Raw genomic sequence first — 26973 nt, forward strand, 5'->3', positions numbered from 1 at the left:
GCCCGCATATTTATCAGACCACTTCGCCGACGCAACACCCTCGGGAGGCAGTTTTTCGATGTTTCCAGCCGTAGTGGTCGGACCAACCTGGTGATTACACTGCGGCTCACCGGGCCCGCTCAGGCGCCTCGGGCGACGGGAGGAACGGCGTGGAAGACGAGACGGCCCCACAGAAGGGCACCGTGACGCAGCGCGCCCTGGAGCAGATCAAGGCGATGATCGCCGAGGGCCGGCTGGAGCCCGGCCAGCGCCTGCCGACCGAACGCGATCTGGCGGTCCAGCTCGGCATCTCCCGCAGCTCGATGCGCGAGGCGATCCGCGCACTGACGGTGCTGGGGGTGCTGGAGGCCCGGCACGGTTCGGGCATCTACGTCACCCAGTTGGAGGCCGGCGACCTGCTGGAGACGTTCGGCGTGGTCGCCGACCTCTCCCGGGGCCCGCGTCTCGTGGAGCTGCTTGAGGTGCGCCGCATCCTGGAGTCGACGGCGACCGCGCTGGCGGCGGCGCGCATCACACCGGACCAGCTCGCCGAGGTCGAGAAGCATCTGACGGCGATGAACGCCACGGAGGACCCCGAGGAGATCCTCGCCCACGACCTGGCCTTCCACCGCGTGATCGCGGCCGCCGCCGGCAACGACACCATGGCCGCGATCCTGGAGGGACTGTCCTCCCGTACCTTCAGGGCCCGCGTCTGGCGCGGCTACCAGGAGGAGGGCGCCTTCACCCGCACCCGACGCGAACACGCCGCGATCCACCGCGCCCTGGTGGCCCACGATCCGGAGGCGGCCAGGGCCGCGGCGGCCGCACACGTGGGCGAAGTGGAGCAGTGGCTGCGCATGCAGCTGGGCGGCTGATCGCCGCCCGGACGCGCCCGCGCCGTTCGCTACGGCTTCACGTCGAAACCGTGCTCCCGGCCGAGCGTCTCCAGTGACGCCCGGCCGGGGATGCCGTCGGCGTCATCGCCGGTGAGGCCGCAGCGGCGCTGCCAGGCGGCGTAGGCCGCCACGGTCGACGTGCCGAAGTGGCCGTCCGCGAGGCTCGGTCCGAGGAGGCCCTCGGCGACGAGCGCCTGCTCCACGATCTTGACTCCGGGGTACGACACCGGTGCGCCCGGCGCGGCCGGGTCGTTCAGCGCCGCGGCGACCACCTTCGACACGTCGACCACCGGCCTCGGTGCGGGATCGGGCGGCGAACCACCCGGCCGCGGCGCACCCTCCTTCACCCACGCGTACAGGTGCCGGCCCGGACACTCCGTGGCGAGGCCGTCCCGGTGCCCCTTGATCTCGATGCCGGCACCGTGCTTCCGCAGCAGCTCGATCCCGTCGCGGATCGCGCCGAGCATCGCGTCCGTCGGCTTGGTGAGCCCCTCGTCGCCGACCAGGCCCATGATCGCGTAGTGGCCGCGGTTCAGGTCCTGGTTCCCGTTCGCCCCGGTGCGTTTGCCGAGGCCCCGGCCCTCCAGGAGATGACCGTGCGGGCAGGCGCCGTAGTTGTAGGCGATGTCCGAGTAGTTCTCCTTCTTGTTCGCCAGGTGGTCGACTCGGATCTTCTTCCACTTGGCGATGCAGAGATCGTGGTCTTCGAGGAGCTGCAGGCTGACCGGCGCGCCTTCGTAGTGGACTTTCACGCCCTTGGTCGATGTCTGCGTGGGTGCGGCGGATGCGGGCCAGCCCAGCTGGGCTCGCGTGACGAGCTTCAAGAGTGCCTCCAAGGCGCACATGGGACGCCGAATCGCCTTGATTCTGAGGCCGGTTGCCGCTCGCCACGCGATGCCGCGCCGCCGTTCACTCGTCAGTGGGCCGCAGTCCGCCGCAGCCGCAATGTCACCAGTTCGAAGGGCCGCAGCCGCAGGGCGACGCGACGGCCGTCGTACGACGGTGTCTGAGGCAGCGGGCGTTCCAGCAGGTCCGTCGCCACGACGTCCGCGACGTCGAAGTCCGCCGTCAGTGTGGCCCGTACCCGGCCGCCGTGGGCCTCGTGGAGCCGTACCACCACATCTGCGCTGCCGTCGTCGGCCAGCTTGACGGCCGTGATGACGACCGCGTCCTCGTCCACTGTCACCAGCGGCGCCACCTCCCGCGCGCCGGTGACCGAACGCTCCGGGAGGTTGATCCGCCAGCCCTCGCGCACCGCGTCCCCGATGTCCGCGCCCGGCACCAGGGCGTGGCGGAAGCGGTGGACGCCCTGGTCGGTCTCGGGGTCCGGGAAGCGCGGGGCGCGCAGGAGGGACACCCGGACCGTGGTGGTCGTGCCGCGGTCGCCGTCGGTGCAGACCGCGCGGGTCACGTCGTGGCCGTACGTCGAGTCGTTGACGACGGCAACGCCCCAGCCCGGCTCCTCCAGGTGCACGAACCGGTGGTTGCAGGCCTCGAACTTGGCCGCCTCCCAGGAGGTGTTGGTGTGCGTGGGCCGGTGGTAATGCCCGAACTGCGTCTCGGACGCGTACCTTTCGGCGTGCACGTCGAGCGGGAAGGCGAGCTTCAGGAACTTCTCCGTCTCGTGCCAGTCCACCTCGGTGTCCACCATCAGCCGCCGCTCCCCGGGCGCGAGGGAGAGCAGTTGGGTGACGCGGGAGTCGCCGAAGGACCGCACGATGCGCACGCCCTCCCCCGCGGGGGCGATCTCGTCGAGGTCGGTGAGGTCGGTGACGGTGTTGCGGTAGAACTCGTCGACGTCCCAGGCGTCCCACATGTTCGGGAAGTCGGGGTGCAGCTGGAGCAGGGCCGCGGCCGCGCCCGGCGCGATCGTCTCGCGGTCGGCGTCGAGGTCGTACGCCGACACGACCAGGCCCCGTGCGTCGATCTCGACGCGCAGCAGGCCGTTGTCGAGGACGAAACCGCCGTCCGGACGGAGCGCGAGCGCCGTGTGGCCCTCGGTCGCCGGGGGTCGTGCGCCGCCCGCCGGTACGCCCTCGCGCGGGTGCGGGGCGGAGTTGAAGACGAGCTCGGTCTCGCCCTCGCCCGCCAGGGCGCGCTGGGCCGACTCGATGATCGCGGTCAGCTCGCCCGCGAGGCGCTCGTACGTGGCGCGTGCCTCGCGGTGCACCCACGCGATGGAGGAGCCGGGCAGGATGTCGTGGAACTGGTGCAGCAGCACCGTCTTCCAGATGCGGTCCAACTCCTCGTACGGGTAAGGGGATCCGGTGCGTACGGCGGCAGTCGCGGCCCACAGTTCAGCCTCGCGCAGAAGGTGTTCGCTGCGGCGGTTGCCCTGCTTCGTCCTTGCCTGGCTGGTGAGGGTGGCGCGGTGGAGTTCGAGGTAGAGCTCGCCGACCCAGACCGGTGGGTTCGCGTACTCGGCCTCGGCCTTCTCGAAGAACTCCGCCGGGGTCTCCCAGACCACGGTCGCCGAGCCTTCGAGGTCCCGCAGCCGCGCGGCCTTCGCGACCATCTCGCGGGTGGTGCCGCCGCCTCCGTCGCCCCAGCCCGTCGGGGCGAGGGAGTGCCGGGCGACGCCCTTGTCCTTGAAGTTGCGGGCCGCGTGGGCGATCTCACTGCCCTTCATGGAGCAGTTGTAGGTGTCGACCGGCGGGAAGTGGGTGAAGATCCGGGTGCCGTCGATGCCCTCCCACTGGAAGGTGTGATGCGGGAACTTGTTCGTCTGCGACCAGGAGATCTTCTGGGTCAGCAGCCACTTGGAGCCCGCGGCCCTGATGATCTGCGGCAGTCCGGCGGCGAAGCCGAACGTGTCCGGCAGCCACGCCTCGTCGTTCTCGACGCCGAACTCGTCGAGGAAGAACCGCTTGCCGTGCACGAACTGCCGGGCCATCGCCTCGGAGCCGGGCATGTTGGTGTCCGACTCGACCCACATCCCGCCGGCCGGCACGAACCGTCCGTCCGCCACCGCCTTCTTCACCCGCGCCCACACCTCGGGCCGGTGCTCCTTCACCCACGCCCACTGCTGGGCCTGCGACATGGCGAAGACGAAGTCGGGCTCGTCCTCGATCAGCGCGGTCATGTTGGAGGTCGTACGGGCCACCTTGCGCACGGTCTCGCGCAGCGGCCACAGCCATGCGGAGTCGATGTGCGCGTGCCCGACGGCGCTGATGCGGTGGGCGGACGGCACGGCGGGCGTGGCCAGGACACCGGCCAGCCGTTCCCGCGCCCGCGCCGCCGTGCCGCCCACGTCCTGGAGGTCGATCGAGTCGAGGGCCTGGTCCACCGCCCGCAGGATGTCCCAGCGGCGCGCCGAGTCCACCGGCAGTTCGGCCATCAGCTCGCCGAGCACCTCCAGGTCGATGACCAGCTGCCAGACGTTCTCGTCGAGGACGGCGAGGTCCATGCGGGCGAGCGTGTACTGGGGTTCGCTGCCGGCGGTGTCCTTGTCGCCCAACTGCGTGGGCAGGAAGGGGTGGTAGTCCAGGATGACCGGGTTGGAGGCCGCCTCGATGTGCAGCCGCACCTGTTCCCCGCCCTCGACGGGGGCACCGATGCGCACCCACTGGTTGCGCGGGTTGAGGCCCTTCACCGGGGTGCCGTCGGGCCGGTGGACGAGGCCCTCGCACTGGAAGCCGGGCATGTTCTCGTCGAACCCGAGGTCGAGGAGTGCCTCGACCGTCCGCCCGGCCCACGCCTCGGGCACGGTTCCGGTGACCCGGAACCAGCTGGTGCCCCAGGGAGCACCCCACCGCGCTCCCACCTCTATCGGCTCGGGTTCGGCCGCGAGTCCCTCGGCGACCGGCACCGGTTCGCCGGGCGCATGCCACACCGCGACGTCCAGCGGCACGGACTCGGGGTACACGGCGGGTCGGATGCGCTCGTCGAGGACGCGCTTGAGGCGGGCTTCGACCAGGCTGCGGTCGTCATGCATGCGGGGTGCTCCAAGGGTGAGGGCGGTTACCAGGTGTGCGTCACGGTCACGGGAGCCGACGAGGTGTAGAGCTCCCCTACGGCACGCAGTTCCAACCGTGTGGTCTGCTCTCCCTGTTGGGGTTGCAGCCCGGCGACGAAGAAGGCCGGCTGGCAGGTGCCGCCGAGGAAGCGCCGGGTGCCGTCGGGGAGCACGCGGTGCAGGGTGTGGTGGCGTACGTCGCCGGGGCCGGGGTTCCAGGCGAGGCGCAGGTCTGCGCCGGACGCCGCGGTGATCCGGAAACCGGTCGGCGCCGCCGGCGTGGCGGCGGCCTCCCGGACCGCGATCCCGCCCAGCCGCCACTTCACGGCCCCGCCCGTCGCGGTGAGCCGGACGCCGATCGCGTGCGCGGTGCCGGTCAGGCCTGCGAGCCGTACGGTCGAGGTCCGCCACGTGCTGTCCGAGTCCACGGGGAAGTACGTGTACGGCGGTGTCGCGCCCGGACTGCTCGGCTCGGCCGTGGCCACCGCCAGCTCGACCTTGACGCTGCCCGCGTCGGTCCGGTGGGTCAGTTCGACAACCGTGTCGGCGGTGATCGGCAGACGGGTCGCGTACGCGTCCAGGACCGCCGGCCCGCCCAGTTCACCGTCGACGAGCACACTGCTCCCGCCGCGCCACGCGTCCTCGAAGTCGAACGTCACGGCGGGGCGCTGTCCGTCGGTGTGCACGACCCAGCGCCGGGACGGCAGCCGGTCCTGGAGGCCCAGATGGTTCCACGGCTTGTCCGACGTCACCTTCCCGTCCTCGTACCACCGCAGCCCGTGCCCGGTGTTGAACACGCTCGCGAACGGCAGCGCCGTGACCGTCGACCGGTCGGCGACCGACACGGCAGGTGCTCGCCAGCCGTCCGTGCCGTCCGGCCTGGACGGATCCAGCGAACGTCCGGTCCAGAACCGGTCGTCGGCGGCGTGGAACGCTCCCGGACCGCGGCCGTCCGCGGGCAGGTGGTTGCGTGTCCACTCGGGCCGGTAGAAGCCGACCGACACGACGTGCGCCTTGTCGCGGGGCACGATCGCGTCCCAGTTCACGGACGAGTTCCAGCCGTTCGACTCGACATCGACACCCGCCCACAACTCGTAGCGGCTGCGCCCCAGTTGCCCGGCCCGCTGTCCGGACGAGGTCAGCTTCGCCGCCGTCCACCGGAAGTCGACGAACATGTCGTCGGCCGCCTGGAAGAACGCCTCGTTCTGGGAGTTGAGAGCGCCCTGCCAGCTCACGGACCCGTTCAGGGTCATCGAGTCGTACCAGGTCACGCGCTGGCCCTTGGCCCTGGCGAGGGTCTTCAGCTCGCGCATGAAGCCCAGCATCGCCGAACCCAGCGCGGTGTTCCCGCCGCTGGTCTCCGCGTTCACGAACCACCCGTCGAACCCGTACGCGTCCGCGACCGCGACCAGCCGTTCGGCGAGCGGATACCGCCCGGCCGCGTCCTTCTGCACCAGGTCTCGGGTCCACTGCAGTTGCCCGCCGTAGGCGACGGGCGGCAGGAATATGTTGCCGAGGACGGGCACCCCGTGCCGGTGAGCGGCGTCGACGATCGGCGCGTTCGGCGCGAGGATCAGCCCCTCCCCCGACGAGCCGCCCCAGAAGACCAGCTCGTCGATGTACGCCCAGTGGGTGAGGGCGTAGTAGTCGGCGGTGGCCGCGCCCTGCGAGGGGTTGCCTGCGGTGGGACCGAAGGACACCAGGGACTGGATACGGGCCTGGCCCGCGCGGGCGGTCGGGTTCGCCGGCGTCGGCGTGAAGCGCGGGGCGAGCGGCACGGTCGCCGCGTTGAACGCGAGGTCCGTGTCGTCGGCCGGACGCCAGGACTTCAGGCTTCGCCAGGTGATACCGGTGCCCGGGGTGCCGGAGGGCAGCGAGTCCGGGTACCAGTAGGAGGCGTACGGCTGGAGCGCGGGGGCCTTGGGCCGCGGTGCCGCCACCGCCGGTGACGAGGGGAGCATCGCGGCCGTGGCGGCGGCGACGAGGACGGTGCGTCTGGTGGGTTTCACGAGCGGGTGCCTCCTTGTGGGGTGGGGAGTACCTGATCGGGTGCGACGACCTCGGTGATGCCGCGCGCCGCCAGGTGTTCCTGGTCGGCGGCACGCACGTCGAGGACGGTGGTGGGGCGGACGCCGTCGGCGACCAGCCGGAAATAGGCGTCGAAGACCGCGCCGCCCGGCGCGCAGAGTGAGCGGGTGGACGGGTCGGCGGGCACGATCAGCGCCGTCGTACGCGGCTCGGGCGGCCGTGGCGCCTCCTGGGCCGCCCGCTCAAGCACCCGGGCGGTGTCCTTCGGTTTCCGGTCGTTGGTCAGCAGACCGAGCCCGTATTCCAGCTCGGGGAAGTCGGCCAGCTCACGGGACACGTCGTGCGAGCACCACCAGGTGATCCCCCACAGGTCGGGGCAGTCCAGGGCGTTCGCGACGGTCGCCTCGGTGAAGGCGGCGGCGTGCTCGGGCGGGACGAGGGGCGCGGGCGCGCCGACCTCCTGGAGCCAGACGGGACGGCGCGGATCGACGGCCCAGGCCTTGCTCAGCTCGACGAGGTAGGCGGCGTGGTGCTCGGTCGGGACGGAGACACGGCCGTGGCGCTGGGCGGTGCCGTTGAAGACCCAGGAGTGCACGGCCGTGACGGCACCGTGCCGGGCGGCCTGCGCGGGTGTGAACGGCTGGTCGTCCTGGTACCAGGTGGCGTCGTACTCGGCGTGCAGGTGCAGCCGCCCGGGGGCGCCCTCCTCGCAGGCGGCGAGCATGCGCGTCAGCCAGCGGTCGATCTCGTCCTCGGTCGCCCGGTCGGGGTCGGGATGCGGGCTCGCCGAGAACTGGTTGACCTCGTTGCCGAGGGTCATGCCGAGAAAGTTGGGGCGGTCGTCGAGGGCGGCGGCGAGGGTGCGCAGGTAGGCGGCCTGGCCGTCGAGGACGTCCGGGTCGGTGAAGAGGTTCCGGCGGTGCCACGTCCTGGTCCAGGCGGGCAGGAAGTCGAAGCTGCTCAAGTGGCCTTGCAGACCGTCCACGTTGACGTCGAGGCCGCGTTCCGCGGCGGCGTCGACGAGCTGGACCAGCTGCTCGACGGCGCGGCCACGGATCAGGGTGCGGTTCGGCTGGAAGTACGGCCACAGCGGGAACACCCGGACGTGGTCGAGGTCCAGCGCGGCGATGGAGTCGAGGTCGGCGCGTACGGAGTCGAGGTCGAAGTCGAGCCAGTGGTGGAACCACCCGACGCTTGGGGTGTAGTTGACGCCGAAGCGCACGGCTGAAGGCATGGGTGTCCTTGTGACGGAGGTGCGACGAGGTGCGGCGGAGGTACGAATGGCCGGCTCAGCGGGTCAGCCCTTGACGGCGCCCTCCCCGACACCCCGGAAGAAGTACCGCTGGAGACAGGCGAAGAGGGCGATCAGCGGCGCCACGGCGATGATCGTGCCCGCGGCGACGAGACGTTCGTCGTTGGCGAAGGTGCCGTGCAGATAGTTGAGCCCGATGGTCAGCGTGAACTTGGAGGGGTCGCTCAGCACGATGAGCGGCCACAGGAAGTCGTCCCAGGCCCCCATGAAGGCGAAGATCGCGACGACGGCAAGAGTCCCCTTCACCGAAGGCACCGCGATGCGCAGGAACCGCTGCCAGACGTTGGCACCGTCGACGTAGGCCGCCTCCTCGATCTCGTACGGCAGGTTGAGGAAGGCGTTGCGCATCAGCAGGACGTTCAGGGCGCTGATGCAGCCGGGCAGTACGACGCCGATGAGGGTGTTGTTGAGGCCGAGTTCCCGCATGGTCGTGAACTGGGCGATGATGATGCCCTCCACGGGCACGAGCATCGCGAGGATGAACGCGAGCGTGGCCGCGCGGCGGCCCCGGTAGCGCAGCCGGGCGAGGGCGTAGCCGGCGAGTGCCGCGCCGACGCAGTTGGTCACGACGTTGGCGGTGGCGACCTTCAGCGAGTTGAGGGCGTAGTCCCAGACGGGGATGGTCTCGGCGACCCGCTCGTAGTTGTGCAGGGTGGGATCGCCGGGCAGGAACTTCGGCGGGGAGCTGAAGATGTCCTCGGTGGGGCCCTTGAGCGAGGTCGACAGCTGCCAGAGGAACGGGCCGACGGTGAGGGCGAGCACGCCGAGCAGCAGCAGATAGCGCAGGGCGAGTTCCCATACGCGGACGCGGCGGCCGTGCTCGTCGGTGACGCGGAGTTCGCGAGCGTCGGCCGACGGCTTGGTCTTCGCCTTCGCCTTCGCCGCGGGCCGTACCTTCTCCAGGACGGTCATGATTCGTCCTTCCGGTCCGCGCGCAGCACCAGCAGCATCAGGGCGACGGTGACGACGAACACGACGACCGAGATGGCGGAGGCGTAGCCGACGCGGCCGGTCAGGCCGGTGCCGGTGCGCTGGACGAGCATGACGAGGGTGGTGTCCTCGCCCGCCGGGCCGCCGCTCGGGCCGGCCATCAGGTACACCTCGGAGAACACCTTGAACGCGGCGACCGACGACAGCGCCCCGACCAGAACCATGGTGGAGCGGACGGCGGGCACGGTGACCGTGAGGAACCGGCGGATCGCGCCCGCTCCGTCCACGGCGGCGGCCTCGTGCAGTTCGCGGGGCACGTTGGCGAGCGCGGCCAAGTAAATGATCATGTAGTAGCCGAGGCCCTTCCAGACCGTCACGGCCATGGCGCTCAGCAGGAGCAGCCACTGGTCGCTGAGAAAGCCGACCCGGCCGACGCCGATCGTCTCGAGGAGCGAGTTCACCAGACCCCGCTCGTCGAGCAGCCACACCCAGATCAGTCCGACCACGACGATCGAGGCGACGACCGGGGTGTAGAAGGCGGACCGGAAGAAGGTGATGCCGGGGATGTTCTTCTGCACCAGCAGCGCGAGCAGCAGGGGCAGGACGACGAGGGCGGGGACGACTCCGACGACGTAGAGCGTGCTGTTGCGCAGGCCGATCCAGAACATGTCGTCGCCGAGCAGCTCGCGGAAGTTGGCGAGGCCCACGAACTCGCCCGGGATCAGCGTGCGGCGGTCGGTGAAGGCGTTGACCAGCGTGGAGACGAACGGGTACAGGATGAAGGCGCCGATGATCAGCAGGCCGGGGGCGGCGAACAGCCAGGGACTGGTGGGCAGTTGGCGTCGCACCCGGGAGACACGAGGGACAGCCGAGCTCGCCATGACGGCTCAGCCCTGCTGCTGAAGGAGCCGGTTACAGGCCTCGACAGCGTTGTCAAGAGCTTCCTTCGGGCTCTCCTTGCCCTGCAGCGCCTTGGCCACCTCGTTGCGCAGCTCGGTCTTCATCTGCTCGCTGAACAGCACGGGCGTGTAATTGACGGCGTTCTTCAGCGACTTGGCGGCGGCGACCCGCACACGCGTCTCGTCGGTGCCGTCCTCCTTGGTGAAGTACGGGTCGTCGAGGGAGCCCGCGGTGCTGGGGAAGATCGCGACCTGCTTGGCGAACGACATCTGGTGCGCGGCGTCGGTGACGTAGTGGGCGAAGGCGACCGCGGCGGGCGCACGCTTCGTCCGCGCGTTGACCATCACGCCCATCACGTACATGTTGACGTGGCCGGTGCTGGTGATCTGGTCCGTGATCCCGATGTTCTCGTACAGGTTCGGCGCCTGCTTCTTGAAGTTGCCGAGGTCCAGTGCGCTGCCTGGGTTCATGGCGACGGCACCGGTCAGGAACTTCTTGCCGGACGACTCGGGGGTGGCGGTCAGCGCCTGCGGGTCGAGGGCCTTGGCGTCGTACAACTCCTTGTATTTGGTGAGGAGTTCGACGCCCTTCGCGTCATTGAAGGTGAAGGCGGCGCCTTCCTCGTTCATGAGCTCGACGCCGTAGCGGCCGAAGTCCTCGATGGTGGGCACGTTGGCGAGGGTGGCGACCTTGCCGTCGGTCTTGTCCGCCATCTTCAGGGCGGCGTCGAAGACCTCGTCGTACGTCTTCGGCGGCTGCTCGGCGTCGAGTCCGGCCTCCTTGAAGAGGGACTTGTTGTAGAAGAGCGGGCCGGTGTTGAGGTACCAGGGGAAGGCGTACGTGCCGGTCATGCCCGGTATCCGATGGCTGGCCCAGGCCCCCTCCAGATACTCCTTCTTGTACTGGGAGGCCGCCTTGTCCAGGTCGAGCGCGAGGCCCGCCTTGGCGAGCGGGGCGACCAGGTCAGGCGAGACGTTGACGACATCCGGGAGCGTGCCGCCTGCGGCGTCCGCGCTGATCTTGTCGGCGTAGCCCTCGGCCGGCTGGTCGATCCACTTCACGTCGGTGCCGGGGTGCTTCTTCTCGAAGTCGGCGATCAGGCCCTCGAAGTAGGTCTTGAAGTTGGCGCGGAGGTTCCAGGTCTGGAAGGTGATGTCGCCCTCGACCTTGCCGGAGGCGTCGGCTGTGCCGCTGTCGCCCCCTGACGAGCCGCAGGCACTGAGCGGCAGGACGACACAGGCGGCGAAAACGGCGGCGAGGGCTCTGCGGGTACTACGGGAAACGGGCACCGTGAACCGTCCTCCTTTGCGGGCGGGTTGGTCGACGAGGCAGACCCTGCACGCCGCTCCACGGGCCCGTCAATGGCTCTTGCGGAGCTAATTTCATTAGTGACTAATGCGCATTAGGATCAACGAGCTGAACCGTATTAGGTTCACGGACCTGAACCGCATTAGTGCATACTGCTCCGGGAATGAGCCGTGGGAATGTGTCGGCGGAATGGGGAATCGCCATGTCAGGCAAGCGGTCACCGGCCCGTCGGCCGACGATGAAGGACATAGCGCGGCACGCGGGGGTCTCGCAGAGCGCGGTCTCCTTCGCGCTGAACGGCCGGCCCGGCGTGTCGGAGGAGACCCGCGACCGGGTACGGCGGGTCGCCGAGGAGCTGGGCTGGCGGCCCAGTACGGCGGCGAGGGCACTGTCCGGGGAGGGCGCGGCGACGGTCGGTTTCGTGCTGGCGCGTCCGGCCGACACGTTGGGGGTGGACTCGTTCTTCCTCCAACTGGTCTCGGGCATCCAGGAGGTGCTGGCGGAGCGGCATCTCGGGCTGCTGTTCCAGGTCGTGGAGGACGTCGCCGACGAGTGCGCGGTGTACCGCCGCTGGTGGGCCGAGCACCGCGTGGACGGCGTCCTCGTCGTCGATTCGCGCACCGACGATCCCCGCCCCGGCCTCCTCGACGAACTCGGCCTGCCCGCCGTGGTGATCGGCGGCGCCCCCGACGACCGCCATCCCGGCCTCTCCACGGTCTGGGCGGACGACGCGGGCGCGATGGCTTCGGTCGTGGACGGCCTGTACGCCCTCGGCCACCGGCGGATCGTGCACATCGCCGGCCTGCCCGGCCTCGCCCACACCGAACGCCGCATCCGCACCCTGCGCGCCGAGGCCGGGCGGCGCGGCCTGACCGAGGTGAAGTCGGTGACCACCGACTACTCCGACGCCGAGGGCGCGGCGGTCACCCGCAGGGTCCTGGAGGACCCGGCTCCCCCGACCGCGCTGATCTACGACAACGACGTGATGGCCGTCGCCGGCGCCGCCGCCGCGGCCGAACTCTGCTTCTCCGTACCGGCCGACGTCTCGGTGGTGTCCTGGGAGGACTCCGCCCTGTGCCGCATGGTCAAGCCCTGGCTGTCGGCCCTGTCCCGGGACAGCGTGGAGTTCGGCCGCACGGCGGCCCGTGAGTTGACCGCTCTGCTGGACGGGGGGTCGGCGCGGGCGGTGCGGGTGCCGGTGCCTCGGCTGATCGAGCGGGGGAGCACGGGGGTGGCGCGGGGCGCGTGACCCCACGTCCTGGGTCGTGTCCGCGAAGTCCCGTCGTTCGCCCGGAGGGCGGGCCCGGCGGCGTCTGGTGCGTGCTCTCGGCGTGCCGGGCGTAGGCCCACGTACTGGACGTACTTGGGCCTACGCCCGGTGCGGCGGGTGGGGTGACCCTCCCGCCGCACCGGGCGAAGCCGACAGTGGGGGAGCGTGCCAGGCGTCGCGAGGCAGGCCGGACTTTGCGGACACGGCCTAGGTCAACGGCAGGCCGCCGAGGCCGGTCCGGCTGACGCCGCGAGGTGAGAAGGTCATCGGTCCGATCCATCCGTGCCGGATGAGGGCGACCTGGGACGGCAGCGGTGTCACGGGATCGACGGGTCTGCCACGTGCCCAGTTCGCGAGCAGCCCCTCGGTCGTCTCGACGGCGGCCACCACCATGGTCACCTTCAGGTCTCCGTCGCTCCAGGTGTTCCACAGGGCCCAGCCCTCCGGCCTGGGCTCCACGCCTATCCGCGCGCACACCTCCTCGTACGTCTCCTCCACCCCGGCCGGCATGATCCCGGGTTTCAGCACAGTGGCACCGACGAGCCGGACAAGCGGCCGGTCCTCCTCCAGACAGCCGTCACCGTTGAAGTGGTAGTGCCGCAGAGCCCGCGCGAGGGCGTTCACGCTGCGTTGCAGAGGTGTCGAATCCTGCGGATCCTCCAGGTACGAGAGCCAGCCTTCGTCGGACGCCGCCGCACGGACACGGCCGGCGAGGCGCTCTATCTCCCGGAGGTAGTCCTGCTCGCCGAGCTCGCCGGACGTCATCAGCGCAGCCCCTGGAGCCCCTCATACGCGGCCGCCACGATCTCCAGCCCCCGGGTGTCCTTGGCAGGCTCGCGCATCTGCTGCGTCACGTACGCCACCGCCAGCCGGCTGTCGGGCTCGATCATCACGAGGGAGCCGCCCCAGCCGCCCCAGCCGTACGTGGTGCCGAACAGGCCGTACCCGAGGCCCCACCGCATGGGCATGCCGAGGACGCGGTCGTCGCCGGCGAACTGCTCCTCCCAAGCGCGCTCGCAACCGGCCCGGGACAGCAGCCGGACCCCGTTCACCTCTCCCCCACAGGCCGGCAGGGACTGTACGAGGGCCACGGAACGTGCGTTGCCGAAGCCGCTCGCCGCGGGGATCTGGGCGCGGCGCCAGGCCAGGCTGTTGCCGTCGCGGACGCGGACGCCGGTGCCCGCCTCGGAACCCGAGGGGCCCGCGGCGGCGCTCGCCGCGTAGTCCTCGGCCTGTCCGGTGGGCGGAATCGCGGGCGCGACCCGATGGTCGTGCTCGGCGGCCAGCCCGATGTGGAAGTCCGCGCCCAGCGGCCCGGTCACCTCCTCGGCGAGGAACTCGCCCACGCTGCGGCCGGTGATCCGCCGTACGACCTCGCCCACCAGGAATCCCTGCGTGAGCGAGTGGTAGCCGGCCGCGCTGCCCGGCTCCCACCGAGGGGCCCGCGTGGCGAGCCGTGCTGTGGCGGCGGGCCAGTCGTACAGCTCCTCGACCGGCCCGTCCCAGTCGGGCAGACCGGCGGTGTGCGAGAGCAGGTGCCGTACGAGCACCTTCTCCTTGCCCGCCGCCGCGAACTTTGGCCAGTAGCGGGAGACCGGTGCGTCCGGGTCGAGCTCGCCGCGGTCGGCCAGGACGAGGGCGCACAGGGCCGTCATCGTCTTGGTCACCGACCAGACGTTGACGATCGTGTCGCGCTCCCACGGGACGGTGCGGTCGGCGTCCGCGAACCCGCCCCAGACGTCCACGACCGGTTCGCCGTCCACGAAGACCGCGACGGAGCCGCCCGCGTCCCCCGCGTCCAGCATCGCGGCCAGCGCGTTCGGCACCGCGGTGAACAGGTCGTCGTACGTGCCCTGAATGTCGGCCATGCACCCCATCCAGCCCGCACGGCCCCGCCTCGGTCAACCGAATTTCAGACCCGTGACCGGTACAGCCCGAACTCCGCGATGCGCACCGCGGCCCGCGAGCCGGTCACCCGTACCCGCCACCGCCGGGCCCGCACCGGAGCCGCCAGCAGCAGGATCCGGCTCGCGCCGATCGCGCCGGCCCGGGTCACCTCCGTCCAGGCACCCTCCCGCTGCACCTCGACGACGAAGCTCTCCACCTGCTGCCCGTACCGGATGTCCTCCGCCAGCCGGATCCGGTCCGCCTCCCGCTCGCGGCCGAGGTCGACGGTGACCCGGCCCGGCGACGCGGTCGTACGGCCGTGGCGCGCCAGGTCCTCCGGCAGCTCGCGGTCCACCCGCTCGCGGAACTCCCGCAGCCGTGCCACGTCAGCGGCGGGCAGCAGGCCGTCCGTGTCCGGCGGGATGTTGAGCAGGAGCACCGAGTTGCGGCCCACGGACCGGAAGTAGATGTCCGTCAACTGCTCGACGCTCTTCGGCTGTTGGTCGGCGTGGAAGAACCAGCCGTCCCGGATGGAGACGTCGCACTCGGCCGGCCACCACTGGAGGTGGTCGGCGACGGGCCGGGCCTGCACCAGTGCCGCACGGCTGCCCATGTCGGGGGCGTCGTACGCGAGGGCGTAGTCCGTCCGGCCGTAGTCCTTCTCCTGTACCGGTACGACGCTCCACTCGTCCTCCCGGGCCAGCCCGCCCTCGTTTCCGACCCACCGCACGTCCGGGCCGGACACGGCGATCGCGGCGTCGGGCGCGAGCGAGCGGACGAGGGTGTACCAGCTGTCCCAGTCGTACTTCTCCACCTTGTCCGGCGGGATGCGGCCCTGCGCGCCGTCGAACCAGACCTCGTCGATCGGGCCGTATTCCGTGAGCACCTCATAGAGCTGGTTGAGCATGTGGGCGCCGTAGTCGGTGGCCGGGAGGGTGTACGTGCGTGACGCCGCCGGCGTGCGGTCGTCGGCCTCGACGGGGGTCGGGATGGTGTGGTCGGTGCGGGCGCTGCCGTTGGCGTACACGCCGTGGAGGTACTGGTTCTCGTCGGCCGGTGAGATGTAGACGCCGACCTTGATGCCGTACCGGCGCATGGAGTCGGCGAAGGAACGCAGCACGTCGCCCCGGCCTTCGCGCCAGCTGCTCGATGCCACCGAGTGGTCGGTGTAGCGGGACGGGTGGAGCACGAAGCCGTCATGGTGCTTGACGGTGAGGATGGCGAGCCGGAAGCCGCCGTCACGCAGGGCGCGGGCCCACTGGTCGGTGTCGAGGCCGGTCGGCTGGAAGACGTCCGGGTCCTCGTCGCCGGTGCCCCACTCCAGACCGGTGAAGGTGTTCACGCCGAAGTGCAGGAACGCGGTGCGCTCCAGCCGCTGCCAGGCGATCTGCCGTGCGGTGGGGCGGACTTGGGAGGCCTTGCGGACCAGGTCGGCCTCGGTGTCGTCGGGGCTGACGGGGATGCGGTAGCGGGCGTCGCTCGAAGCGGCCGCGGGTGCCGCGAGGGCGGGTCTTGTCGTGCCGGTCGCGGCGAGGACAGCGGCTGTCGCGACGAAGACACGTCGGGAAACGGCCATGGACGGCTCCTCGGGTCAGGGTCAGATCCTCAGGTCAGGTGCCAGACGGCGGGCGTGCGCCGGTCCGGCGGGTACTGCACGAGCCGGGCGTCCTCCGTCACGCTCAGCGCCATCCGCGTGATGGCGTTGACGAGCCGGTAGCCACCTGCCACGGCTTCCAACTGCCAGCGCTGCAGGGTGCTTTGCGCATCGCACGCTTGAGGCGCCGCCTCCACTCCGGGCTGCAGCGGCACGTTCAGCGTGAGCTTCCCGCCGCGCACCTCGAGGCAGCCCTGCGCGGTCCGCACGGTCATGTAGCCGTCGGCGGTGCGCTTCACTTCGGCGTCGAACGACCGGCCGGGTGTCCGGAAGGTGTACGACCCGTCCGCGACCGGCACCCGCGTCAGGTCCCGCCACCCCGGCGCGTGCCCGACGGCCGTGCCGCGTGCCGTGAACTCGGCGTAGGTGGCGTCGGGATCGGGGTCGCCCCACGTTGCCTGGGCGATGTGCCGAAGCGCGGGCCACAGGGCGGCGGCGACCTCGTTCTCGGTCTCGCCGCGTCCGTTGTCGGGCCACAGGCTGATCTTCGCGCCGGTGATCCCGTCACGGGAGGCCAGCTTCTCCCCCTCGAAGCTGCGCGGGTCCCAGCTCTGGTCGTACAGCGCCTCGGTGTCGCTGTGGAAGCCGCCGCGGACCAGGTAGAGGGCGTAGGCCGCGTTCATCAACGGATAGCCCCGGTCGAGGAGTTGACTTGGCTTCACCGCCACGTTCAGCCAGTGCTCGACCGTCGTTCCGGCGGTCACCGGGACGGTGTTGGCACCGGTGAGCCCGTCGTTCCAGATGCGCAGCTTCTTGCCCTTGTCCCCCGCGTAGGCATGCACGCGGTTCACGAAGTCGATGAAGGCGTCCTGCGGCGTGGCGTCCGGGCCGTACCTGTCCTGCGCGTACTTCAGGATCTGCGGGTACTTGGCGAAGTCGGAGCCGAGCATGTACTCGTCGGCTCCCATGTGCCAGGAAGTGGCGGGGAAGACCTCGGCGTACTCGTCGATCAGGCTCGTGTAGTAGGCGAAGGACTCCGGCCGGGTGATGTCGAGGCGCGAGGGCTGCTTGTTGCCGTCGGAGTCGGTGAGCTGGAGATCCGGGCGGTTCTCGATCCACGGGTCCATGTGCCCCGGGGAGTTGATCTCGGGGATGATCTCGACGTGGTACCGCTTGCCGAGGGCGACCAGGCGGCGGATCTCGTCCTTGGTGTAGTAGCCCCAGGTGTTGGCCTCGGGGTGGGCTTCGCTCTTCACTTTCACTTCGAGGAGCAGCTGGTTGAGCTTGTGGTACGCCATCTCGCGGACCAGGTTCTCCAGCCATGGCATGGAGATGTTGATGTAGCAGGCGCAGACGCCCACGCCCCGCTCCTTGTAGCGCGGAATGTCGACCGTGTGGCCGGCCGGGATCCGGTCGCCCCGGGCGAGGAGCTGGAGGAGGGTGCGGGTGCCGTAGAAGGCGCCGGTCTCGGTCGCCGCGGTGACCGAGAGCCGCTTGTCCGCGCGGAGTTGGTAGCCCTCCGCGCCGAGGGAGGCCCGGGAGGGCTGGACGTCGATAACGATGTCACCGGGCCGGGCGCCGCCGCGCACCACGGGAACCCTGCCGTGTCCGGCGTCGTTCAGGTCGTCGGCCAGGGTGCCCGCGACCCGCCGTTCGCCCTCGCTGTCGGCCACCAGACGGGCGGAGCGCCCGTACGTGTAACCACCGGATGACGGCGTCCAGTCGGCCAGGGCCGGCACCGTGACCGGCGTCTCCTGGTCGCCCTCCGCGAGCGCCGGCACCGGCGCCGCGAGCAACAGCATCAGCGCCGCGAGGACACCGGACGATCGCCAGCGTCTCCTCATGAGGCACCCCCATTCATCGGATGTCTGATGATTGGACGGGCCCCAGGGGCTGTCAATGGGATGCGAGTGGTGCCGAGTTGGCTGATTGATCGGATGACGCGCAGGTCAGCGGGGTGGTACTGAGGAGAGTCGCTGTGAAAAGTCCAAGAAGAGCGTCCCGAATATCCAAGCCCGGCGACCCCTCGACGCCGGGCCCGCCGCCGGGCAGAGTGCTCCTACATACTCGCGAGTAAGCCCCGAGGAGCGCCCGTGACCAACTGGGTCGGCCGGACCGCCGCCGAGATCGCCGCCGCCGTACGCGAGAAGCAGGCCACACCCCGTGAGGTGGTGGCCGAGCACCTGGCCCGTATCGAGCGGCTGGACGGCCGCGTCGGCGCCTTCCGGGCGGTCCGGGTCGAGGCGGCGCTCGCCGAGGCCGACGAGGTGGGCTCGCGCGCCGATCTCGCCGAACTGCCCCTGGCGGGCGTGCCGGTGGCCGTCAAGGACAACCTCGCGGTGCGCGGCGAGTCCAAGCGCATCGGCTCCGCGGCCACTCCGGACACCCCGGCCGGCGACGACCACGTCACCGTGGCCCGGCTGCGGGCCGCCGGCGCGGTGGTCGTGGGGCTGACGAACGTGCCGGAGCTGTGTGTCTTCGGCACCACGGAGGGCGTGCACGGCACCGCCCGCAACCCGTGGGACACCTCGCGCACGGCAGGCGGGTCGTCCGGCGGCAGCGCTGCCGCGGTCGCCGCGGGCATGGTGCCGATCGCCCTCGGCAACGACGGCATGGGCTCCCTGCGCATACCGGCGGCCAACTGCGGCCTGGTCACCATCAAGCCCGGCACCGGAGTGGTCCCGGCCGGCGTCAGTGACGGCGACTGGTTCGGCATGTCGGAGAACGGCCCGCTGGCCACGACGGTCGAGGACGCGCGCCTGATGCTGTCGGTCCTGGCGGACACCGAGATCGTGGGCTCTGGGGCGCCCGGCACGCACAGGATCGCCGTGTCCCTGCGCAGCCCGCTCGCCGGGGTCACCATCAGCAAGCCGTACGCGACCGCCGCACGCGACGCCGCCGGGCTGCTGATCAAGGCGGGTCACCAGGTACGGCGCGCCGACCCGCCGTATCCCATGTCGCTGGGGGTCACTTCCCTGACCCACTGGACGGCGGGCACGGCGGTGGACGCGCAGGGCCTCGACCCGCGGCAGCTCACCCGCCGGACCCGGGTCCACGCCGCTGTCGGCAAGCGCTTCGTCAACCGGGTGCGGGTCGGCGAGAGCCGACAGCAGCTGCGCCGGCGGCTTGAGCCGTTCTTCGCCGAGTACGACGTCCTGCTCACCCCGGCCCTGGCCCGCCGCTCCCCCAAGTCCGAGCCCTGGCACGAGCGGGGCTGGCTGCGCAACATCATGGCCAACACCAACTACTCGCCGCTGACCCCGCCGTGGAACCTCACCGGCTGGCCCGCCATGTCGATTCCGTTCGGCACACTGCCCTCCGGCGCCCCCTGCGCCATACAGCTGGTGGGGCGTCCCGGGGCGGAGGCGGAGCTGCTGGCGCTGGCGGAGCGGATCCAGGAGCTGCGTCCGTGGCAGCGGACGGCGCCGCTCGATTAGGTCGTGTACCGATGGACGGCCGGACGGCTATTCGGCGCCACGCTGTGAGGCCGCCGCCGCGAAGGGCCCGTCGCCGGTGAAGGCCCACTGCGCGAAGCGTTCGCCGATGCGGCGGTGGGTGGTGGCGTCGGGGTGGAGGTCGTCGGGCAGGGGCAGCTCGGCGGAGTCGGCCTCGCCGTAGAGGTCGCGGCCGTCGAGGTGGTGCAGGTTCGGATCGTCGGCCGCCCGCTGCTTCACGATGCGGGACAGCTCGTCCCGGATCACGCCCAGCGTCAGCTTGCCGCTCGCGCGTTCCGCCGGGTCTCCCATGGCGACGAACTTGAGTTGGCCTCGGCTGAGGCCGCTGAAGTCGGGGGCGCAGGGTCCCGGTGTGTCCTCGTGGATCGGGCACAGGATCGGCGACACGACCAGCAGTGGTGTCGTCGGGTGCCCTTCACGGATGGTGTCGAGGAAGCCGTGGACCGCGGGGCCGAAGGCGCGCAGCCGCATCAGGTCCATGTTGACCAGGTTGATACCGATCTTGACGCTGATGACGTCGGCCGTGGCGTCCCGTATGGCGCGGGCGGTGAACGGGTCGAGCAGAGCGCTGCCGGCCAGCCCCAGGTTGATCAGCTCCACGCCGCCGAGGGTGGCCGCGAGCGCGGGCCAGATGCCGGTGGGGCTCGCCGCGTCGGAGCCGTGACTGATCGAACTGCCGTGGTGCAGCCAGATCTTGCGGCCCGGATCGCGCGCGGGCTCGACGGGGGCGTCCGTGCGCAGGGCGATCAGTTCGGTGGTCTCGTTGTGCGGCAGCCAGATCTCGACGTCCTTGTCGCCGTCGGGCAGCCCGGTGAAGCGGACGGTGCCGGCCGGGCCGCGCCGGTCCTCGGCGGTCCCGGCCATCATGTCGACGGTCACAACGTTGCCGCCGGTCACGCTGCCCTGCCCGGCGGGGCGGCCGTCTACGATCAGGTCGTACACGCCGTCCGGGCGGGGCGGGGCACCCACGTAGCAGCGCTTGGTGCGCAGTGCCTCCAGTTCGACGGCGGTGGCACGGGTGCGGAATGCCAGCCGTACTCCGGAGGGCTGTGACTCGGCCATGGCCAGCTGCTCGTCGGTGTTCTGGGCGCGTGCCCACGCGGGCAGCCGGTGCGGCAGCACGCCGTGCTCGGTGCGTTCGACGTCGAGGGCGCCGCGCAGAAGTTCGGCGGTGACGGGCGTGGTGATCCAGTCGTGCGGGGTGTCCATGTCCTCAGCGTCCTTGTTCCGGGCCGGTGTCCTCGGCCTGTCGATCAGGGGCGGGCGCGGTCGGCCAGTTGCGCAGCAGGGCGTCGAGGGCGTCGAGGATCCGGGTCCAGGTCTCCGCGGAGTCGGGGGCGCTGTGGCTGAAGCCGCCTGCCGTCTCCAGGCTGGAGTAGCCGTGGAAGACGCTGCCCAGCAGCCGTACGGCGTGTGTCGCGTCCGGCTCCGTCAGGTCGTAGCCGCGCAGGATCGCCCGCGTCATCTGCGCGTGCCGGACCCCCGCGCTTGCGGCGGCCTTCTCGGGGTCGAGCCTCATCCGCGCGGCGGCGGAGCGGCCGGGGTGCTCGCGCTCGTAGTCGCGGTATACGTTCGCGAAGGCGACCAGGGCGTCCTTGCCGGCCCGCCCCGCGATGGCGTCGGCGGCCCGGTCGGCCAGCTCCTCCAGCGCGAACAGGGCGATCCGCGTCTTGAGGTCGGCTGAGTTCCTCACGTGCGAGTACAGGCTCGCGACCTTGACGTCGAACCGCCGGGCCAGCTCGGACACGGTCACCTGCTCGAAGCCGCCCTCGTCGGCGAGCTCGGCGCCTGCCCGGACCAGACGTTCCGTGGTCAGCCCTACGCGTGCCATAACAACCCCCTCGCTTGCCATAAGCGAGTATGCACTTACCTAAAGCCTTTAGGCAAGTAGGGGGGAGCTCGGTTCGCTCGCTAAAGCGCCCTGTACATGATGTGCAGCCCCACCCGGCCATGCCGGGGATGGTCGAACGCGTCCGGAACCGTGCCGAGAATCGTGAAGCCGAGCGAGGTCCACAGGCGCACGGCCGGGTTGGTCTCGACAACGGCGTTGAAGACCATGCCCCGATAGCCGTCGGCCTTGGCCGCGGCCAGGATGTGCTCGGCGAGGAGGCGGCCGATGCCGCGGCCGCCCTGATCGGGGTCGACCATGAAGCCGGCGTTGGCGATACGGGCCGCGGGGCCACCGTAGTTGGGGGTGACGTAGGCGGAGGCGACGACGGCTCCGGCGTCGTCCTCGACGACGTAGACGCGTTTGGCGGGGCTCAGCCACAAGGCCCGGGCGTCGTCCTCGGAGGTGTCCGGATCCCATGCGTAGGTCTCACCGGCGGCCACGATCCGGTGCCAGAAAGACCAAATCCGCGGCCAGTCGTCGGCCGCGGCTTCTCTGATCAGCATGGGCGTGAGTCTCGCACGCCCATGCGGTCGGCGATCGCGAAGGGTTCTGCCCCTTCGGTCGACGTCGGTCGTCAGTCGACGCTGGGCAGGATGTGGGGCTCGGCGAGGTCGTCCTCGTAGCCCGCCAGGCGGATGGGGGCGGACCTGGCCCACACATCGAGACTGCCGATCTCGTTCGACCGGCGGCCCGCGCGCTCCGTGCGTTCCTTGGGGCGCTGTTCGCGATTCGTCTTCTCAGGTGTCACCGCGCACTCCTTATGTGTCGGATCACCCTCGGGGCGGGCCGGCCCAGTCTGCGGTCCGGATACCTGACGCCCGCTCGGGTCATACTCAAAGTCGGCTCGGACGCGGTGGCGCCGGTAACTGGTGCTGAGAGCAGGCCGTTGTGCACCGGCTTGTCCCGGGACGGACCATGGGTGTGGGTTGGGACCCTGTAGTGCTGTCCGTCCGCTACAGATTAACCAAATGAGCGGGTGCCCGCTCGATGGGGCTGCAAACAAGCTGTAACTATCCGGAGTCGACCGGTTTTCGCCTGCCGACTTCATCCCTACTTGTCATGAAATGCGAGATTTACAAGTCACTCGTTCGGCTCAACACCCGCACGCTGCCCAGCTCCACTCCCGGCACGCCACGCAGTTCAAGTCCCGTTGGCCGAATCGCAAGGCGGCCATGATCTGCTGACGTACGGCAACGGCTTGTCCGGCGGGAGGACTGGCGCATGGAGCTGCGCAGTGTCGAAGAGCTGATGGATCTGCTGTACGCCTGCCGGGGCACCCGGGACACCCCGGGCCTCGGGAGCATCCGAGTCGATCTCCACCAACACGCGCTGCAGACAGCCGCACTGCTGCGCCGCGCACGCCCCGCCGACAAGGAACTCCAGGTCGCGGGGCTCGTTCATGCCATCGGCCCGCTGCTGGGCCCGGCCGACGTGACCCGCCACTCCGACTGCGCCGCCGACGCGGTGCGGCCCCTCCTCGGCGAACGGGTCTCCCGCCTCGTACGCGACCAGTGCCGGGCCTTCAACTCCGCCGACGACGACCTGGTGCGCCTGCGCCAGGCCGACGAGGAGGGCCGCAGCGCCGAGTTCGACGCGGGGGTCCTGGAGGACTGGCGCACGGTGCTGGAACTGGTGGCGGCTCGGCACTCGCCGCTCGGGGCTGTTGACTGACGACCCGTCATGAGACCGTACGGCGATGACGTCGTCGCACGGTCTGGAGGGCAGGGCCGCCATGGTCACCGGCGGCACGCGTGGCATCGGACTCGCCGTCGCCCGGCACCTGGCCGCGGCCGGGGCGCGGGTCTGCGTGACCGCGCGGGACGCGGACGAGGTGCGCAGGACGGCCGCCGAGCTGGGCGGCATCGGGCTGGCCGGGAGCGTGGCGGACCCCGCGCATCTGCGGGAGGTCACGCGGGCCACCCTGCACGCGTTCGGCAGGCTGGACATCCTCGTCAACAACGCGGCGACCAACCAGCCGTTCGGGCCGCTCATGGACGCCGACCCGGACGCCTGGCGCGCGGCCTTCACCGTGAACGTCGAGGCCGCGCTGCGGTTGGTGCAGTGCGCGTGGCGCGCCTGGATGCGGGAGCACGGCGGGTCGGTGATCAACATCTGCACGGAGGGCGCCGGGCACGTGGGCCCCGGCGTCGGGGCCTACGGCACCAGCAAGGCGGCGCTCCTGCACCTCACGCAGCAGCTCGCGGGCGAGCTGGGCCCGGGGGTACGGGTGAACTCCGTCTCCCCCGGCCTCGTACGGACCGAGATGGCGCGGTTCGTGTGGGAGCCGGGCGAGCGGGAGGTCGCGAGCGGGCTGCCACTGGGCCGCATCGGGGAGCCTGACGACGTCGCACAGGCGGTGCTGTGGCTGGCGTCGGACGCGGCACGGTGGATAACGGGAGCCGACCTACTGGTGGACGGCGGCACGAGTGTGCGAGCAGCGCACCGGCCGGCCCCGGTGACCGCTCACCACTTGCCGGGCGCGTAGTCCTTCAGGAAGACCCCGTACACGTCCTCGCCCGCCTCGCCCCGCACGACCGGGTCGTAGACCCGAGCCGCGCCGTCGACCAGGTCCAGCGGCGCGTGGAAGCCCTCCTCGGCGAGGCGCAGCTTGTCGAAGTGCGGGCGCTCGTCGGTGATCCAGCCGGTGTCGACCGAGGTCATGAGGATGCCGTCGCTCTGGAACATCTCCTGCGCGCTGGTCCGCGTGACCATGTTCATGGCGGCCTTGGCGGCGTTCGTGTTCGGGTGCCCCGCGCCCTTGTAGCCGCGCCCGAAGACGCCTTCCATCGCGGAGACGTTCACGATGTACGCGCGTCCGCTGGTCGCCTTCCGCGCCGCGTCCGCCATGGCCGGCCGCAGCTTGCTGATCAGGATGAACGGCGCCGTGTAGTTGCACAGCTGGGTTTCGAGGAGCTCCACCGGGGAGATCTGCTCGATGGTCTGCACCCAGGTGTTGCTGTCCACGACGTCGGGAACCAGGCCGCCGGCGTCGATGGCGGTGCCGTCGAGATGCCGGGCGACGCTGGCGTTGCCCGCGACCAGGGCGAGGTCGGCGACCTGCTGCGCGTCGATGCCGGAGATTCCGGCGGGCAGGGAGGCCAGTCCGTCGACCGCGCCGGAGCCGAAGGCGCCGATGACGTGGTGGGCTGGCAGTTCACCGGCGGGCAGCGGGGCGCTCTCGCCGTCGACCAGGGCGGCGTAGGCGGAGGGCAGTCGGCGCACGGTCTGCGTCGCGTTGTTGACGAGGATGTCGAGGGCGCCCGCCTCGGCGACCTGGTCGGCGAGGGCGACGGCCTGGGCGGGGTCGCGCAGGTCGATACCGACGACCTCCAGGCGGTGCATCCAGTCCGCGGAGTCGTCCATGGCCTTGAAACGGCGGATGGCGTCCTTCGGGAAGCGCGTGGTGATCGTCGTGTGCGCGCCGTCCCGCAGCAGCCGCAGCGCGATGTACATGCCGATCTTGGCGCGGCCGCCGGTGAGCAGGGCTCGCTTGCCGCTGAGGTCGGCGCGGACGTCGCGCTTGGTCCGGTTAAGGGCGGCGCAGTCGGGACAGAGCTGGTGGTAGAAGTAGTCGACTTCCACGTACCGGGTCTTGCAGGTGTAGCAGGAGCGCGGGCGCTGGAGTATCCCGGCGATCCTGCCCTCCTCGGTCGCCGACGACGGCAGGATGCCTTCGGTCTCGTCGTCGATGCGCTGGGCGGAGCCGGTCGCCGTGGCCTCCGTGACCGCCTTGTCGTGGGCGGTCTTGGCGGCCCGGCGCTCCTGGCGGCGGCGCTGCTTGACGGTGCGGTAGACGCCGGCGGTGGCCCGGCGCACGGCGATCGCGTCGGGGTGGTCGACCTCCAGCTTGTCGAGCTCGTCCAGCACGCTCAGGCACACGGCGAGCCGCTCCGGGTCGATGCCGGGGCCGTACACGACCTGGTCACCGGGCTCGTGCACGACCTCGTCCGTGGTCGCCGGGCCTTCCTCTGTCACCGTCATCGCGCTGCCGTTTCCCTGATCACCGGAGCGGCGCGCCGACCGCGCCCGCTTTCGAACGGGGAATTCTACGGAGCGCCGGGCCGGTCCTCCAAAATCCGGCGAAGCGGGCCCGCGGCGGCAGGGCTCAGGGGCCGCAGGCGGTGATCACCGACTGCACCTCCTCGGACACGGCCTTGGCGAGCACGTCGAGGTCCGGTACGGCCTTGGCGTCGGCGACGAGGCCGTAGTGGACCTGTCCGCGGTACGTCGAGATCGCGATCGCCAGGGACTGGCCGCGGGCCAGCGGGGCGAAGGGGAAGACCTCGGTGACGGGGTGGCCGCCGAGCTTCAGCGGGATGCCCGGCAGCGGCACGCTGGTGACGAGGATGTCGAACCAGAGCCGGGCGGCCTGCCCGGCCAGCGGTCCGCCGATCCGGTGGCCGAGCGCCGGTACGTGGTCGGCGAGCAGGGCGACGGCGCCCGCGCCCCGGTTGGGGCCGAGGTCCTTGTTGCGGTCCATGGCGGCGCGGACCGTGTCGAGGCGGCGCAGCGGGTCGGGGTCGTCGACGGGGAGCCGTATCAAGTAGCCGGAGAGCCGGTTGCCCTGCGGGTGCGCGGTGCGCGGGCGGCGTTTGGAGACGGGGATCAGGGCGCGGGGCGCGACGCCCTCGCTGCCGTCGCCGCGCTCGTCGAGCCAGCGGCGCAGGGCGCCCGCGACGACCGCGATCAGGACGTCGTTGACGGTGCCGCCGACGGCCTTGCGGACCACGTGCACGTCGTCGATGTCGATGACCACCCCGGCGGTGCGGCGGGTGCCGCTCGGCTCGGCGGTCAGGGCGTCCGACGAGCGCATCGCCAGCGTCGACACGGCGACCGAGGCACCGATGTCGAGGGCGCGCCCCACGTCGGACAGGGCGCCGCGCACCAGACCCGGCAGCTTGCGCACATCCGGAACGCGGCCGCTGCGGGGCGCCTCGGGACGAGGCTTGCGTGCGGGCATGTCCATGGGATCCAGAACGGCGGCGGCGAGGGTCAGCGCCCGCAGGCCGTCGGCGAGGGCGTGGTGGAACTTGAACAGCACCGCGAACGACACGCCGTCCTCGCCCGGCAGCACATGCGCCTCCCACGGCGGCCGGCCGCGCTCCAGCGGGCGCTCCATCAGCCGGCCCGCGACCTCCTGGAAGTCGGCGGTCGGGGCGTGCAGCCGGACGTGGTCGAGCGGGTCGAAGTCGGGCGCGGGCTCGCGGGTGGCGCCTCCGAAGGAGAACGGCCGCAGCAGGCCCTGCGGCTGCCATGCGTCGCGGATCCGCATCCGCAGTCCGGGCACGGCGGCGGCGCGGGCGGCGAGCAGGTCGGCCGCGTGGGCGCCGGCGGTGGGCGAGTGCGCCGTGAAGACGCCGAGGGCGCCCAGGTGCATGGGGTGTTCGGCGGACTCGATGTTCCAGAACGCCAGGTCGAGAGGTGCGAGCAGGTCAGAAGTCAATGGCTTGCCTCGCGTCGACGAAGGGTGGACCAGCAGTCAATCGCTCTCTGGCGATTACAGTCAAGTACGATCAAGCTACGCTCAGTTAACGGCAGATTAAGTCCCGCCCCTGTGAAAGGGGCGGG

22 protein-coding genes are annotated in these 26973 nt (G+C 71.0%); 5 read left to right on the forward strand and 17 right to left on the reverse strand.

The window, feature by feature from the left end:
• Positions 1–149 precede the first annotated feature (149 nt).
• Positions 150–854, forward strand: a complete 705-nt coding sequence (locus ACZ7L5_RS11415) for a FadR/GntR family transcriptional regulator (RefSeq protein WP_362383436.1) — start codon at positions 150–152, stop codon at positions 852–854.
• A gap of 29 nt (positions 855–883) precedes the next feature.
• On the opposite strand, the gene ACZ7L5_RS11420 is transcribed toward ACZ7L5_RS11415, so the two are convergent.
• The 7 genes from ACZ7L5_RS11420 to ACZ7L5_RS11450 form a co-directional block, all read right to left on the reverse strand.
• Positions 884–1711, reverse strand: coding sequence for a peptidoglycan recognition protein family protein (locus ACZ7L5_RS11420; protein WP_471516375.1), 828 nt, complete (start codon positions 1709–1711; stop codon positions 884–886).
• Positions 1712–1791: 80 nt separating this feature from the next.
• Entirely contained in the window at positions 1792–4809 is a 3018-nt protein-coding gene (locus ACZ7L5_RS11425; protein WP_471516377.1) for an alpha-mannosidase, read from the reverse strand.
• Between the two features lie 26 nt (positions 4810–4835).
• Positions 4836–6839 carry an endo-beta-N-acetylglucosaminidase gene (locus ACZ7L5_RS11430; RefSeq protein WP_471516379.1) on the reverse strand — a complete coding sequence of 668 codons (2004 nt, stop codon included), beginning with the start codon at positions 6837–6839 and terminating at the stop codon, positions 4836–4838.
• A complete protein-coding gene (locus tag ACZ7L5_RS11435) occupies positions 6836–8092 on the reverse strand; it encodes a glycoside hydrolase 5 family protein (RefSeq protein ID WP_471516381.1) in 1257 nt (418 codons plus the stop codon). Before ACZ7L5_RS11435 ends, ACZ7L5_RS11430 begins: the two co-directional genes overlap by 4 nt.
• A 63-nt stretch (positions 8093–8155) precedes the next feature.
• The gene (locus ACZ7L5_RS11440) at positions 8156–9082 is read right to left on the reverse strand and encodes a carbohydrate ABC transporter permease (RefSeq protein WP_471516383.1); all 927 of its coding nucleotides are present in this window, start codon (positions 9080–9082) and stop codon (positions 8156–8158) included.
• Positions 9079–9981: a carbohydrate ABC transporter permease gene (locus tag ACZ7L5_RS11445; protein WP_365052955.1), complete on the reverse strand. Its 903-nt coding sequence runs from the start codon at positions 9979–9981 to the stop codon at positions 9079–9081. Before ACZ7L5_RS11445 ends, ACZ7L5_RS11440 begins: the two co-directional genes overlap by 4 nt.
• 6 nt (positions 9982–9987) lie before the next feature.
• Entirely contained in the window at positions 9988–11289 is a 1302-nt protein-coding gene (locus tag ACZ7L5_RS11450; protein WP_471516386.1) for an ABC transporter substrate-binding protein, read from the reverse strand.
• 221 nt (positions 11290–11510) lie between these two features.
• On the opposite strand from ACZ7L5_RS11450, the gene ACZ7L5_RS11455 reads away from it, so the two are divergent.
• Positions 11511–12557, forward strand: coding sequence for a LacI family DNA-binding transcriptional regulator (locus ACZ7L5_RS11455; protein WP_471516388.1), 1047 nt, complete (start codon positions 11511–11513; stop codon positions 12555–12557).
• Positions 12558–12785: 228 nt separating this feature from the next.
• On the opposite strand, the gene ACZ7L5_RS11460 is transcribed toward ACZ7L5_RS11455, so the two are convergent.
• From ACZ7L5_RS11460 to ACZ7L5_RS11475, 4 genes are read right to left on the reverse strand one after another with little or no spacing between them, the layout of a single operon-like run.
• A complete protein-coding gene (locus ACZ7L5_RS11460; RefSeq protein WP_471516391.1) occupies positions 12786–13343 on the reverse strand; it encodes a hypothetical protein in 558 nt (185 codons plus the stop codon).
• Complete coding sequence (locus ACZ7L5_RS11465) at positions 13343–14446, reverse strand: serine hydrolase domain-containing protein (protein ID WP_471516393.1); 1104 nt, start codon at positions 14444–14446, stop codon at positions 13343–13345. The genes ACZ7L5_RS11460 and ACZ7L5_RS11465 overlap by 1 nt, the downstream gene beginning before the upstream one ends.
• Positions 14447–14490: 44 nt before the next feature.
• Positions 14491–16041 carry an alpha-L-fucosidase gene (locus ACZ7L5_RS11470; RefSeq protein WP_471516395.1) on the reverse strand — a complete coding sequence of 517 codons (1551 nt, stop codon included), beginning with the start codon at positions 16039–16041 and terminating at the stop codon, positions 14491–14493.
• 29 nt (positions 16042–16070) lie between these two features.
• Positions 16071–17903 carry a family 20 glycosylhydrolase gene (locus tag ACZ7L5_RS11475; protein ID WP_471516397.1) on the reverse strand — a complete coding sequence of 611 codons (1833 nt, stop codon included), beginning with the start codon at positions 17901–17903 and terminating at the stop codon, positions 16071–16073.
• Between the two features lie 249 nt (positions 17904–18152).
• On the opposite strand from ACZ7L5_RS11475, the gene ACZ7L5_RS11480 reads away from it, so the two are divergent.
• Positions 18153–19496, forward strand: a complete 1344-nt coding sequence (locus ACZ7L5_RS11480) for an amidase (protein WP_471516399.1) — start codon at positions 18153–18155, stop codon at positions 19494–19496.
• A gap of 27 nt (positions 19497–19523) precedes the next feature.
• Here the strand turns inward: ACZ7L5_RS11480 and ACZ7L5_RS11485 are convergent, their stop codons facing one another.
• The 4 genes from ACZ7L5_RS11485 to ACZ7L5_RS11500 form a co-directional block, all read right to left on the reverse strand.
• The gene (locus ACZ7L5_RS11485; protein WP_471516401.1) at positions 19524–20723 is read right to left on the reverse strand and encodes a GDSL-type esterase/lipase family protein; all 1200 of its coding nucleotides are present in this window, start codon (positions 20721–20723) and stop codon (positions 19524–19526) included.
• A gap of 4 nt (positions 20724–20727) precedes the next feature.
• Positions 20728–21345 carry a TetR/AcrR family transcriptional regulator gene (locus ACZ7L5_RS11490; RefSeq protein ID WP_471516403.1) on the reverse strand — a complete coding sequence of 206 codons (618 nt, stop codon included), beginning with the start codon at positions 21343–21345 and terminating at the stop codon, positions 20728–20730.
• An 80-nt stretch (positions 21346–21425) separates the two neighbouring features.
• Positions 21426–21908: a GNAT family N-acetyltransferase gene (locus tag ACZ7L5_RS11495; RefSeq protein ID WP_471516405.1), complete on the reverse strand. Its 483-nt coding sequence runs from the start codon at positions 21906–21908 to the stop codon at positions 21426–21428.
• A gap of 71 nt (positions 21909–21979) precedes the next feature.
• Positions 21980–22153 carry a hypothetical protein gene (locus ACZ7L5_RS11500; RefSeq protein ID WP_328420641.1) on the reverse strand — a complete coding sequence of 58 codons (174 nt, stop codon included), beginning with the start codon at positions 22151–22153 and terminating at the stop codon, positions 21980–21982.
• Positions 22154–22626: 473 nt separating this feature from the next.
• Here ACZ7L5_RS11500 and ACZ7L5_RS11505 point away from each other — a divergent pair, with 473 nt between their 5' ends.
• Both ACZ7L5_RS11505 and ACZ7L5_RS11510 read left to right on the forward strand, forming a co-directional pair.
• Positions 22627–23076 carry a hypothetical protein gene (locus ACZ7L5_RS11505; protein ID WP_328877768.1) on the forward strand — a complete coding sequence of 150 codons (450 nt, stop codon included), beginning with the start codon at positions 22627–22629 and terminating at the stop codon, positions 23074–23076.
• Between the two features lie 25 nt (positions 23077–23101).
• The gene (locus ACZ7L5_RS11510; protein ID WP_471516407.1) at positions 23102–23890 is read left to right on the forward strand and encodes an SDR family oxidoreductase; all 789 of its coding nucleotides are present in this window, start codon (positions 23102–23104) and stop codon (positions 23888–23890) included.
• On the opposite strand, the gene ACZ7L5_RS11515 is transcribed toward ACZ7L5_RS11510, so the two are convergent.
• Both ACZ7L5_RS11515 and ACZ7L5_RS11520 read right to left on the reverse strand, forming a co-directional pair.
• Complete coding sequence (locus ACZ7L5_RS11515) at positions 23869–25386, reverse strand: SDR family NAD(P)-dependent oxidoreductase (RefSeq protein ID WP_467477332.1); 1518 nt, start codon at positions 25384–25386, stop codon at positions 23869–23871. The genes ACZ7L5_RS11510 and ACZ7L5_RS11515 overlap by 22 nt on opposite strands.
• 124 nt (positions 25387–25510) lie before the next feature.
• Positions 25511–26848, reverse strand: a complete 1338-nt coding sequence (locus ACZ7L5_RS11520) for a wax ester/triacylglycerol synthase family O-acyltransferase (RefSeq protein ID WP_471516410.1) — start codon at positions 26846–26848, stop codon at positions 25511–25513.
• Between the last annotated feature and the right edge of the window lie 125 nt (positions 26849–26973).

The sequence above is a fragment of the Streptomyces sp. NPDC107528 genome, assembly GCF_055639295.1.